Here is a 12199-nt window from a genome sequence, read left to right as displayed (position 1 = left end):
GGAGGCGGCACAGCCCCCGGAACAGCCACCGACGAGCACGGAGAGGCCCCCACCATGAGTGTCACCAGCGGAACGATCGCGGGCGTACGGATCCCCGACAGTGCCCTGGCCAAGGAAGCGACCGAGCTGGTGCGCGAGGCCGCCACGCCGCTGGTCTTCGACCACTCCCGGCGGGTGTTCCTCTTCGGGGCGCTGCGCGGCCGGGGACAGGGCCTGGACTTCGATCCCGAACTCCTCTACGTGGGGGGGCCTGACCGGGCGGTTCCGCCGTACGGACCGGCGCTTCGAGATCGACGGCGCGGACGAGGCCCGCCGCTTCCTCGCCACGCACGGCATCACCGGCGACCCGGCCGACCGGGTCTGGACGGCCATCGCCCTGCACACCACTCCCGAGATCCCGCTGCACATGGCCCCGGAGGTGGCCCTGGTGACCCGGGGCGTCGAGCTGGACGTCCTCGGCATCGGCTACGACGCCGTCACCGACGAGCAGCGCGCGGCCGTGGTCGCGGCCCATCCGCGCCCGGACTTCAAGAACGGGATCCTCGCCGCGTTCACCGAGGGCATCCGGGACCGCCCGGAGACAACGTTCGGCAACGTCAAGGCGGACGTGCTGGCGCACTACGTGCCCGGCTTCGAGCGCGGTGACTTCGTGGAGGTCATCAAGGGGTCGAGCTGGCCGGAGTGACGTGGGGGCCGGGCGGGCAGGCGGGGCGCCGATAGGATCAGCGCTTTTACGGGGAGTGCGATGCGGACATCGTCAGGGCGGGGCGGTGAGGGGCAGAGGTACGCGCTGACCTCGGACGAGGACGACGCCGACTTCTGGGGCTCCGCCCGCGAGGCGGAGGGGTTCTTCACGCCGCTGCCGGACGAAGAGGGAGCACGCCGGGTGCGCCTCAAAGGCTGCCTCCCACTGGGCGGTCTGCTGAGGAGCGTCGGACGCGTCGGCAGTCGTCGCGCCCTGGCGGGGAACGCCCGGTTCGAGCTCCTCGACGGTGCCGGTGCCACCATGGGGTCCTACTTCGTCAATGACGTCACCGTCATCGACGTCGAGCCCTCCGCGTGCGGGGGCGGCCTCGTCGACCTCACGGTGACCCTGTGGTGCGAGAACGCCTTGGCCGGAGCGGAACACGCATGGGACCTGATCCGCGCCGGCCGGCTGAACCGCACCGGCATGTGGCACGAGCTCACCCCCGAGGACAGACACGCGTGGCTGTCGGTGGCGCTGTGGTCCCGGGAGTACGGCCGCCGGGGAAAGACCGACGCTCCCGCAGGCCAGGTGTTCACCTTGGACGGTCGGCACATCGTCGACCGGGACAGCTTCTACTGCGCGATCGGTGAAGCCGTCAACGGCCCAGGCGGATACTTCGGCTGGAACCTCGGCGCTCTCGCCGACTGCCTGAGGGGCGGCTGGGGCGCCACCACGCCGTGCACCGTGCACTGGGACTTCTCGGCCCGGGCCCGGGCACGGCTGGGAGAGCGTGTGCGCTCGGGAGAGCGCGAGGTCACGTTCTTCGACCTGCTCCTGGAGATCTTCGAGGAGCGGGGCGTGAGCGTCGTCCTTCGGTGACGGCTCGATCAGGCCGCACAGTAAGTGATCCCTTAACTCTGTTTTTGCTCGCGGATCTTTGATTTTTGCGCAGACTCATAGACTTCCTGCGGGGCGGCTTTTAGCCTGCTGCCGACATCACGGTTGTGTACACGACACCTACGCCCCTCCCCGGGCCGCACCCGCGACAGCCGCCCGCACACCCGAAGGAAGTCTCCGTGGAACTTTCCAGACGGACCGTCATCGCCACCGCGCTCGCCGGAACCGGCTCCCTGGCCGCCGGTCTCATCCCGTCGGCCGCGCAGGCCGGGCCCGTTCCGCGGGCCGCGCCCGCCGCGTCCCCGCCCGGGGATGTCGTCGGCAAGATCACCGTCGGGTACCAGGGCTGGTTCGCGTGTTCCGGTGACGGCGCACCGATCAACGGCTGGTGGCACTGGTCGCACAACTGGGGCCAGCCCCCGTCGCCCTCCAACACCGCCATCGTGAGCTGGCCCGACGTACGCGAGTACACCCGTACCTATCGCACGGCCTACCCCGCCCTCGGCAACGGGCAGCCCGCGACACTGTTCTCCTCCTACGACCAGCAGACGGTCGACACCCACTTCTCCTGGATGCGCGAGTACGGCATCGACACCGCCGCCCTCCAGCGCTTCAACCCCAACGGCGGCGAGGGCGCGACCCGCGACGCCATGGCCGTCAAGGTCCGCGACGCGGCCGAGCGGTACGGGCGGAAGTTCTACGTCATGTACGACGCCACCGCCTGGACGAACATGCAGCCGGAGATGAAAGCGGACTGGACCGCGAAGATGCGGGCGCTCACCGCCTCCCCCGCCTACGCCCGGCAGAACGGCAGGCCGGTCGTCGGCATCTGGGGCTTCGGCTTCAACGAACCGAACAAGGCGTGGCCGGCCGAGGTGTGCCTGGACGTCGTCAACTGGTTCAAGAGCCAGGGCTGTTACGTGATGGGCGGGGTACCGACCCACTGGCGGCGCGGGGTGGAGGACTCCCGGCCCGGCTACCTCGGCGTCTACCACGCCTTCGACATGATCTCGCCCTGGATGGTCGGCCGGATCGCCACCATCGCGGACGCCGACAACTTCTACGCCAACGTCAACACCCCCGACCAGGCCGAGTGCGACGCCCACGGCATCGACTACCAGCCGTGCGTGCTGCCCGGCGACCTCCAGTCCGGACACCGGGCGCACGGCGACTTCATGTGGCGGCAGTTCTACAACATGAAGCGGATCGGCGTGCAAGGCATCTACGTCTCGATGTTCGACGAGTACAACGAGGGCAACCAGATCGCCAAGACCGCCGAGAGGACCGACCAGGTGCCCGTGGGATCCGGCATCCGGGCTCTCGACGAGGACGGCACCGCCTGCTCCTCGGACTACTACCTGCGGCTCACCGGGGACGGCGGCCGGCTCCTCAAGGGGGAGCTGGCGCTCACCCCCGTCCGCCCCACCCCGACCACCACCGGCGGCCCCGTCGACCCGCCACCGGCCGGTGACCTAGCACTGCGCAGGTCGGTCACGGCCACCAGCCACACCCAGCACTACGGGGCGGGCAACGCGGTCGACGGCGACCCGTACAGCTACTGGGAGAGCGCCAACCAGGCCCTGCCGCAGTCGGTCCAGGTCGACCTGGGCGCGGTGCGGCCGGTCACCCGGGTGGTGCTCACCCTCCCGCCGGTGACCGCCTGGGAGGCGCGCACCCAGACGCTCACGGTGACCGGGTCGGCCGATGGCTCGGCCTACTCGGCGCTCAGCGCTTCGGCCGCCCGCCGCTTCGACCCGGCGACGGGGAACGCGGTCACGATCACGTTCCCGCAGGCTCCGGTGCGGTATCTGCGCGTGCAGATCACGGCCAACACGGCTTGGCCTGCCGCACAGTTGTCAGGGCTGAGCGTCTACGCGACGCCCTGAGCACGCCGCTTCCCGTCGGCCGGCGAGGAAAGCCACGGTCACCGACTCGTCCGGGATCAGCCGGTCGACGGGGTCGAAGCCCTGCGCTCTCCCCGCTCTCCTTCACCGGGGAGGGCGGGGCACGCGGGTGGTGACGTCGAACGCGGCTACAGCTTCCGGTCCCCTCTCCAGGTGACCGACGTCAGTACGGACAGGCCGCCGTGGGCCAGCCCCTTGTAGGTCACGGTCCGGACGGGGCCGAGCTCGCGGGCGGTCCGCTCGGCCAGTCCCGCCCCTTCACTGAACAGCCGCTGCCATGCGGCGTCGTACGCGCCGTCCTCCCGCTCGGCGAGTTCCTGGTTCAGCGTGGCGTCGATGCTCGCCGCCCAGGCGTGCAGAGCGGCGACGAGGCCGTCGGACAGAGGAAGCGCGGCGGCGGGGTCGTCGGGGAGGAAGTCCCCGAACCCGTCGGCGCGCAGTGGGCCGTGCTGGTACTCGCCCTCGACCGTGATGTCGAGCGGGTGCGGAGGCGTGCCGTGCTCGTCGCGCTCCCAGTGGAGGCGATCGCAGCCCCAGCACACCCACTTGGCGGTTCGGTGTGCCTCGTCCTCGTAGCGCACCACCCACGACGGCCCGAGGTGCCGGGCCAGCCGCCGGGCCGCCTCCAGCCCTCGCTGGGCATGGGCGCGCAGCTCCGACCGCGAGGTGTATCCCTGCGGCGGCCGGGCCGACGACCAGGACCGCAGCGCGTCCGCCAGCTCCTCCGGCAGTTCCAGCCGGTCGTCGTCGAGCGGTACGGTCAGGGTGAACGCTTCGGGGTCGTCGAGGGCTCCGGGCGTCTTCGGCTCGTAGAGCGGGGACGCGTCGCCCGTGGCCCGTACCAGCACGGGCCACGGTTCGTCGTGGGTCATACGGGGTTCGCTCCGATCACGTATCCGTTGTCGCCCACGCTAACGGCCACCCGCTGGGTCTTGCCGTTGAAGGCGACCTCGTAGATCGGCCGGCCGGTCCCCTGGGTGCCGACCCGGGTCCCTTGGGTCAGCGCCGCCTTGACGAGGGCCGGGATGTCCTCCACCCGGACGCCGGCGGTGGCGAACTCTCCGGCGTGCCGAAACACGATGTGCACCAGGCCCGCGTTGACGTTGCCCTTCTCCAGCCAGGCCAGAGGCACACCGGGCTTGGCGTACGAGGCGACCCAGATCGTGTCGGCCTTGTTGAACTTCACGCCGGACTCGGTGAGCTTCTCCAGCAGCTTGGGGTCCAGGGCACCACCGGCGATCTTGGCCCGTTCGGCCGACCCGAGCGCGATGCGCAGGCCCATGCCCGCCGCCGAAGTGGCGTCGCCGATCTGGAGGGCGCCCTTCTCCCCGTAGATCTTCTTCAGCTCCGCCAGGACCTCCGCGGCATTCTCACCGGTCTTGACGGCGTGTTCGGCCCGGGTGGCGAGCTTGACCGCCTGTGCGAGCTTCGTGGCGACCGAGGTCGGCACGAACATCGCGGCGACCCAGGCACAACTCCCCCCGTCGCGGTGGTAGCAGCGGGCGGCGTCGCCGAGCACCAGCTCGTACAGGATTGCCCCCGCGGCCTCCCCGAAGAGGTTCTGCCAGCCTATGCGGGTGATGTCGCCGAAGCTGAAGTGGTGCGTCCAGTCGTTCTTCTGGTCTCTGAGGGTCTCCGTGCCGAGAAAGACCGTGTCGGCCTTCGGGCAGCCGGAGGCGGTGGCGGGGACGTCGGGGTTGACGCAGTAGTAGTAGCTGATCGTCACGTCGACGTGCAGCTCATAGGTGACCGTGCAGCCCTGCGGCACGTACTCGCAGGGGTTGAGCTGCTTGGCCGGCCCTGCCTGCGTGATCTTGTCGATGACGTAGAACGAACCGCCGATCCCGGTGCTGGATCCGCTGCTGACCTGCTGGTTGGCGGCCTTGCGTTCGGCGGACTCAGCGGCCTGCTGAGCGGACTCCGCGTACTTCTGGGCGTCCTTGGCGGCTTCCTCGGCCGCCGTGGCGGCCTCGTCGGCGCGCTCCGCCGCGGCTCTGGCGTCCTGGGCGGCTTCTTCGGCCCGGGCCGCCGCCGCGCGGGCGGCGCCCGCGTCCAGGGCTGCCTGGTCCGCTGAGCTCCGGGCTTCGGTTGCGTAATTCTCGGCGCGCCCGGCCGCCCGGTCGGCGGCCGCCGCGTCGGAGGTCGCCTGGCGGTCGTACTCGATGGTGCGGGCCAGCGACAGCTGCGCCTTCGCCGCGGCCTGGGCGGCGGCGGCCGCGTAGCCGAGGGCTTCCTTGGCGTAGCCGCGTGCCTGTGCGGCGTAGCCGGCGGCGTTCGCCGCGTGCTGGTAGGCGGCCTTGGCATCGCCCTGTGCCGCGTCGGCGATGGCCTTGGCTGCCGCCGCCTCCTCCGCGGCGTTCTTGGCGTGGGCCTCGGCGACGGCCTTCTGCTGCTCGGCGATGGTCTTCGACGCCTGCCCCGTCAGGACCACGAGCCCGGCGGCCGAATCCTTGGTGACATAGGGCGAGCCGAGCTGGATGGCGTCGTTGGCGGGCGCGGAGACCTGGGCAGCGGCGTTGCCCGCGTCCACGGCGGCACGTGCGGTGACATGGGCGAGGCCCGCCGCCTTCGCCGAGGCGACCACGGCCTTGTCGGCCTCGGTCTGCGCCACATCGGCGTGGCCCTTGGCCGTCCTGGCCTCGGCCTCGGCCTTGTCGGCCATCTCGACCGCCAGCTTCGCCTCGGCGGCGGCGTGCCGGGAGGCTTCGATGGCGTCGGCCGCGGCGCTGGTCGCGGTCCGCACGGCCGCGTCGGCCTTGAGCTTGGCCGCCTGGGCGCCGTTCGCCGCCGCCCGCGACCGCTTGGCCGCAGCCTCGGCGCGGGTGGCGGCGGCCTCTGCCTCGGCCGCCGACCGGGTGGCGGCGTCGGCGGCGGACCGGGACCGGCCGGCCGCGGCCTCGGCGTCGTCGGCGTGTCCGGCGGCGGCGTTCGCCGCGGCCCTGGCCTCGCCCGCGTCGCTCTCGGATGAGCGTGCCTCGGCGAAGGCCTCCTTGGCGTCGGCCCTGGCCCGGGCCGCATCGGCCTTCTGCTCCGCGTCCCAGGCGTCATCGCGCAGGTCGCGCGCCCTGTCGCGGGCCGCCTGCGCGTCCTCCTTACGGGCCACCGCGGTGGCCTCGGCGCTCTCGGCCCTGCCCTTGGCCTCATCGGCCTTGACCGCCTCTGCCTCGGCGGTCCTGCGGTGCTGGGCGGTCTCCGCCTGCTTGGCCTCGGCGGTGGCCTTCTCCTTCTTGGCCTTCGCCTCCTCCGCCTCCGCGGTGAGCCGCTTGGCGTGAGCGTCGGCGGCGGCCGCCTTCGCGCTGGACTCCGCCGTCAGCGCCTGGGCGAGCTTTGCCTCTGCGGTCTCCTTGTCCTTCTTCGCGTTGTCCCGGTGCAGCTTGGCGGCGTCCATCGCGGCCTTTGCCTGCAACTCCGCGGTGTAGGCCGCCTCCTTGCGGAACTCGGTCTTCGACTGCGCGGCCTGGGCCAGTGCTCGCTGGGCGATCGTCGCGCTGTCGCCCGCGGCGGCGCGGGTGGCAGCCTCCGCGGTCTCACCGGCCTTGACGAGGGCGGCAAGCGCCGCCGCGGCGCCCTGGGTGACCTGTGCCTTCTGCTGGGCGACCAGCAGTCCGCGACCGCGCGGAGCGCCCTGGGCGTCGGCCACGCCGTAGGCGGCCTTCTCCGCCGTCCCACTGGTGGTGGCTGCGTTGGCCGCGGCGGTCGCCTGCGCCTTGATGACGGCGAGCTGCGTCTTGGACGCCGCCTGCGCGGCCGCGAGGGACTTGCTCGCCTTGGTGAACTGGGCTGCGGGCGTGACGGGCCCGTTGTGCCCGGAGACCTTGATGGTGAACTTCTGCGCGCTGGTGGTGTTGCAGGTGTTGGTGAGCGCGTCCTGACCGTTGGTGAAGGACGGCAGGTTGAGGCACTTGCCCGTGCCGACGCTCTTCAGGGTCGTCGTGGCCCGGACGTTGTACTCCCACGTCTGCGCCGGGGCGCTACTACAGGTGGAGAGCTGGATCTTCGCCCCGTTCGCCGTGCTGTTGGACGCCACCTCAAGGCACTTGCCGGAGTTCACGTTGCGCAGGTGGAGACCCGGGTCGTCTCCCCACACCTCCCACTGCTGGGCAGCGGTGTTGTTGCACGTGTACATCTGGACGACCGTGCCGTTGGTCTTCCCGCCGCCGGCCGCCTCCAGGCACTTGCCCGCCGCTCCGGGAACCTGAATGACCGTCGGCGAGCTGCCGATCCAGCCGACGCCTCCGGCGGACCAGTAGTCCTGCCAGCGAGTCAGGTGGTCGGCGACCCAGGACTGGCCCAGCATCTGCCCCAGCGCCTTGGAACCGGCGGCGAGGGCCTTGGTGGCCGTCCTGTTGGCGTTGATGATCTGGTCGCGCTGAGTGGCCTGCGAGGCGATCTCCTGCTGCCACTCCGCGGCGGCCTGGCCGGTGATGTTCCCCAGCACGTCGCTCGGGTCGATCGGGTCGCGCCACGCGCACGCCGAGAAACGGGCCTTGACGTCCTCGACCGCGATGCGGTGCTCCGCGGTTCCGGGCAGCGGGGCGGTGCGCGGAAAGCCTCCCGCGCCCAGGAAGACCCGTGCGTCGTCGGCGCCGGGCGGCTCGGACGGCCAGTCCGTCAGGTGTTCGTAGGCGTCCCGCTCGGCGAGGGCGCGCTTCCGCTCGTCGGAGGGAAGCCCCGGGTCGGGGTCCCCTCCGTACAGCACTGTGCCCAGTTCCTTGACGGCCTTCATGGTCGCGTCGTCCGCCGCGGGGGTGGGGTCCTCGTAGAAGTCCGCCTCGTCCCGCCAGAACTGATCCGCCACCCAGTCGCTCAGACCGGTCTGTGAGTGGAAGTCCTTGCGGCCGTCGTTGCTGGTGCCGGGCGGCCAGTGGAAGGAGGTGTCGGTGAAGCCGGCCGGATTGTCGAGCCCGGCCAGCGGCGTCTTCCAACCGTCGTGGAGTGCGGCGATCGCGTCGAGTTCCGTCTTGGCGGCGGCGCGGTCCTTGTCGTAGGCCGCCGCGAGGGGTGTGTTCTCCCAGTGGTCGCGGTCCGCCAGGACGCGGAGCTCTTCGGGCGTCTTGCCGAGTCCTCGCTGCGCGGTGTCGGACATCGCCAGGCCGCCGAGCCGCAGGACGTCGCTCATCAGGCACTGGTCCTGCCGGAGTTGCTCGGTCGGCGTGTGCTCGGACCAGTTGCCGCCGACCGGCTCCATGGCGGGCGAGGCATTTCGGGCGAGCTGGTCCGGTTGGACGGCCAGGCTGCCGAGCACGGCCAGGGCGGTGACGGAGGTGACGATGGGAGTGAGCAGTGCGGACCAGCGCGTTCTACGTCCGGACCGCGTGGATATGGGTGGCAACGGGTCGTCCTTCGCAGCGAGATGAGGGCCGGTGGAGGCAGCCGTCCGGTTGAGCGGAACGGAGGTGAGGTCGGCCCGGCGTCCCGTCGCCTGGTCGGAGACGACGGGGTTACGGATACGGAGGCGTGCGTGACGAGCCGATGTCACGGCAAAGCGGTGAACCCTTCCCCCGTGGCGGCTCTGCTCCCCCCGCCGCCGGATGATGTGCACGTGCTGTGAAGGAGAGGTCAAGATCCCTCACTCGCACAGCGCGACACCATACTCCCAAGTAGGCACGCCGAAGCAAGAGATCAGGGGAGCGACAGGGGGCCGGAGGCCAGGTGATCAAGCGGACCCTCGGGGTGGAGATGTGAATATCCCGTGGTCATCACACGGGTCGCCGCGCGGACAAGAGTGAGGGCGGCGACGAGCGAACAGCACTTCCCGGCCAAAATGCGGCTGATTGGCTCCCTTTGAGGGAACGATGTCGAGGTGCCAGGAAGGGCAGCCCTGCCGTACGCCGGCTCCGTACGGTCTCCCCGCTTCCGGCGAGGCCGTCGAGAGGCTTACCACCCCGGTTCGCCGTGGGCGGTGAACTCGGCCCACCAGCACGCTGCCGGGGCCCGTACCCTCCTCCGGTCCGCCCGTTGATCCAAACGAACCTGCCTAGCCGGAGCAGGCCGAGCGCCCCGCCTCCTGCCAGGCGCAGACCGGGCAGAGCGTGGCGCCCCTGGCCGACTCGGGGTACTCGGTCGGCTCGCGGCACAGCACGCACTCCGCGAACGGCGGGCCCGCGTCCGCTTGCGGGCCGGCGGGGGCGGGCGTGGCGCAGTACGAGGCGTCGTCCATGTCCACGAGCCTACGTAACGCGGCCGTCAGTTGGCCGTCTTCTCGGGCCGGGCCTCGCTGGGCCGCACGATGACGAACCCCTCGCCCTGGAGCATCAGCTGCACGGCCTCGCCCGAGCCGCCGCGCACCATCGACCCGACGCTCTGCGAGCGGTGCAGGGTGGTCGTGAGCTGCTGGCTCCAGCCGACGACCGCGTCCGTGTCCACGTACACCGGCTGGGCGCCCGTCACCGGGATCACTATGGGGGTGCCCTCGCACATCAGGCCGAGCTTGCCGTACCCCGTGAAGACGCTGTTGAAGAGGCCGCCGCCGATCATTCCGGCGCCCTTCACCGTCTTGATCTCGTACGAGAGGGTCGCGTCGAAACAGAGGACGTTGCGGCCGTTGATGGTGATCTGGTCGCCCTGGTCCATCTCCAGGATGAAACAGTTGGCGGCCTCGTGCGCGAACCACGCCTCGCCCTGACCGCGTACGGCCATGAGCGCGAGGCCCTCGCCGGTGACCGCGCGCTTGAGCATGCCGCCGATGCCCTGGCCCTTGCGCTCGAACTGGAGGTTGCCGCGGAAGGCGATCATCGAGCCCTGGCGGGCGTGCATCTCCCCGTTGACGGCGTATTTGATCGACTTGGAGTTCTGCAGGGTCATGCCGGGGGCGGTGGCCGGCTGGGCCATGTGCTCGCTGGAAAAGAGATCGCTCTTCATGCGGAGCATCCTCACCCGGACCGGCCCGTCAAGCCAAGGGAGGTGACACCCGCCGCCTGGCAGACTGGGACGGTGAGCAGCGACGACACCTCCCCGAACCCCGCCCTCGAGACCTCCCCGAGCCCTTTCCACCACGGTCCGACCGACCGGGACGCGGCCCCGCAGTACGTACTCCCCCTCGTGGTGCACCTGGAGAAGACGGCCCCGCCCGCCCGGACCGACGCCCTGCGCACCGCCGCCCGCGCGGTGCTCACGATCCTGGCCGACGAGCGGTCCACGGGCGAGGGCGAGTGGGCCGGGGCGATGCGGGACTGGGAGGACGCCCGCATCCGCAAGGTGGTGCGCCGGGCGCGCGGCGCGGAGTGGCGCAAGGCGGCCGCGCTGCCCGGGATCACGGTGACGGGCGGGAGCGCGGAGGTACGGGTGTATCCGCCGATCCCCCTGGACGGCTGGCCCAAGGAGCTGGCCAAGCTCCAGGTGTCGGGCACCGACCTGGACGACCCCGAGCCGCCCGCCGCCCCCGACCCCGAGGGCCCGGTGCTCTGGCTCAACCCGGAGCTGGAGATGTCGGCGGGCAAGACGATGGCACAGGTCGGCCACGGCGCCCAGCTCGCCTGGTGGGAGCTGTCCGACACCGAGCGCAAGGCGTGGCGCGAGGCGGGGTTCCCGCTCTCCGTGGCCACCGCGACCCCGGAGCGCTGGCGTGAGCTGACGGCGGGCGGCCTGCCGGTGGTGCGCGACGCGGGGTTCACCGAGATCGCCCCCGGGCCGACGGTGGTGGCCGAAGGGCACCACCGTGTCGGTTCCCTCCCGCCCGCGCAGCGGCCGTAGGGGCGGGCTGCCCCGCCCGGCGTTCCCCGGGCCCGCCGGTCGCCAGCCAGCGCGGCCCGGACCGTCGGTCCGTGCCCGCCGAGCCGCAGGCGGCACGTGCTCAGGCGTGGCACGCGGGCAGGCCCCCGTGGAAGGTGATCATCTCCGCGAAGAGATCCTCGATGTCGAGGGGCGAGCCCGGCCGGGCGCCCCGGGCCTCGGCGTAGGCGCGGTGCAGGTTGGGCACGAGGCGCTCGCTGTCGAGCCATCCGGCATAGGGACCGGGCCCGGTCTCCCGTGCGGCCTCCAGGGGGCCCAGACCGGCGGCGATGCCCTCGGCGGCCAGGCGTTGCACGTACCGGAGGTACCCGGCCGTGCGGTCGAGGAGCTCGGGGCCGCCCACCGGGCCGTGGCCGGGGACGACGACCGCGGGGGCGAGGGCCCGCAGCCGCTCGATCACGTCGAGGGATCCGGCGATCGAGCCGGTGAGACAGAAGGGGGTGGCGCCGGACATCACGATGTCGCCGGTGAACAGCACCCGCTGCCGGGGCAGCCACACCACCGTGTCGTTCTTGGTGTGTGCGGTGCCCAGGTGCATCAGTTCCGCCGTCGTGTCCCCCAGGTGCAGGGTGAGTGACTCACGGAAGGTGACGCCGGGGAGTTCTACACCGATGTCACCCCACCGGACGTCCGGCCACAGGCCGGTCAGGTGCAGACCGGCCAGATCCATCTCCGCCCGGGTCGCCTCCTGCGCGATGATCACGGCTTCGTCGGTGAAGAAGCGGTTGCCGAAGGTGTGGTCGCCGTGCGGGTGGGTGTTGACGACGTAGCGCGGGGCCTTCGCCACGGTGGTGACCGTGTCGCGCAGCGCCAGGGACCGGGCTTCGGTGGCCGCCGTGTCGATCAGGGCGGGCCGGTCGCCGGCCGCGATGAGGCCGGCGTTGTTCAGACACCAGCCGCCGTCGGGCTGGATGTACGCGTAGACGTCGGCCGCGACCTCCTGGAGGCGGGCGGCGGACGAGGAGCGGTCGGTCATGAC

The 12199-nt window shown here is 71.6% G+C and carries 8 protein-coding genes and 1 pseudogene; 4 read left to right on the top strand and 5 right to left on the bottom strand.

The window, feature by feature from the left end:
- The first annotated feature begins 54 nt into the window (after nucleotides 1-54).
- From IF17_RS01000000136135 to IF17_RS0104065, 3 genes and pseudogenes are all read left to right on the top strand, one after another.
- A pseudogene (locus tag IF17_RS01000000136135) lies at nucleotides 55-685 on the top strand (HD domain-containing protein).
- 60 nt (nucleotides 686-745) lie between these two features.
- A complete protein-coding gene (locus IF17_RS0104070; protein ID WP_030562224.1) occupies nucleotides 746-1567 on the top strand; it encodes a barstar family protein in 822 nt (273 codons plus the stop codon).
- Between the two features lie 197 nt (nucleotides 1568-1764).
- The gene (locus IF17_RS0104065; protein WP_030562222.1) at nucleotides 1765-3471 is read left to right on the top strand and encodes a glycoside hydrolase family 99 protein; all 1707 of its coding nucleotides are present in this window, start codon (nucleotides 1765-1767) and stop codon (nucleotides 3469-3471) included.
- 146 nt (nucleotides 3472-3617) lie between these two features.
- Here IF17_RS0104065 and IF17_RS0104060 read toward each other — a convergent pair whose 3' ends face one another.
- From IF17_RS0104060 to IF17_RS0104045, 4 genes are all read right to left on the bottom strand, one after another.
- Nucleotides 3618-4361, bottom strand: coding sequence for a hypothetical protein (locus tag IF17_RS0104060; protein WP_030562220.1), 744 nt, complete (start codon nucleotides 4359-4361; stop codon nucleotides 3618-3620).
- Nucleotides 4358-8608 (bottom strand): RICIN domain-containing protein, encoded by a 4251-nt coding sequence (locus IF17_RS0104055; protein ID WP_244890414.1) that lies wholly within the window; start codon nucleotides 8606-8608, stop codon nucleotides 4358-4360. Before IF17_RS0104055 ends, IF17_RS0104060 begins: the two co-directional genes overlap by 4 nt.
- 858 nt (nucleotides 8609-9466) lie before the next feature.
- Nucleotides 9467-9649: a hypothetical protein gene (locus tag IF17_RS0104050; protein ID WP_030562216.1), complete on the bottom strand. Its 183-nt coding sequence runs from the start codon at nucleotides 9647-9649 to the stop codon at nucleotides 9467-9469.
- A 26-nt stretch (nucleotides 9650-9675) separates the two neighbouring features.
- Nucleotides 9676-10350 carry an AIM24 family protein gene (locus tag IF17_RS0104045; protein ID WP_018514519.1) on the bottom strand — a complete coding sequence of 225 codons (675 nt, stop codon included), beginning with the start codon at nucleotides 10348-10350 and terminating at the stop codon, nucleotides 9676-9678.
- Nucleotides 10351-10422: 72 nt separating this feature from the next.
- Here IF17_RS0104045 and IF17_RS0104040 point away from each other — a divergent pair, with 72 nt between their 5' ends.
- A complete protein-coding gene (locus IF17_RS0104040; RefSeq protein WP_032771746.1) occupies nucleotides 10423-11181 on the top strand; it encodes a peptidyl-tRNA hydrolase in 759 nt (252 codons plus the stop codon).
- 100 nt (nucleotides 11182-11281) lie between these two features.
- Here IF17_RS0104040 and IF17_RS0104035 read toward each other — a convergent pair whose 3' ends face one another.
- Nucleotides 11282-12196: an MBL fold metallo-hydrolase gene (locus tag IF17_RS0104035; protein WP_030562210.1), complete on the bottom strand. Its 915-nt coding sequence runs from the start codon at nucleotides 12194-12196 to the stop codon at nucleotides 11282-11284.
- Between the last annotated feature and the right edge of the window lie 3 nt (nucleotides 12197-12199).

It is taken from the genome of Streptomyces cyaneofuscatus (genome assembly GCF_000718135.1).
Taxonomy (GTDB): domain Bacteria; phylum Actinomycetota; class Actinomycetes; order Streptomycetales; family Streptomycetaceae; genus Streptomyces; species Streptomyces cyaneofuscatus.
Note: the sequence above shows the minus strand (reverse complement) of the source record. Positions and strands in the feature narration are given on the sequence as shown.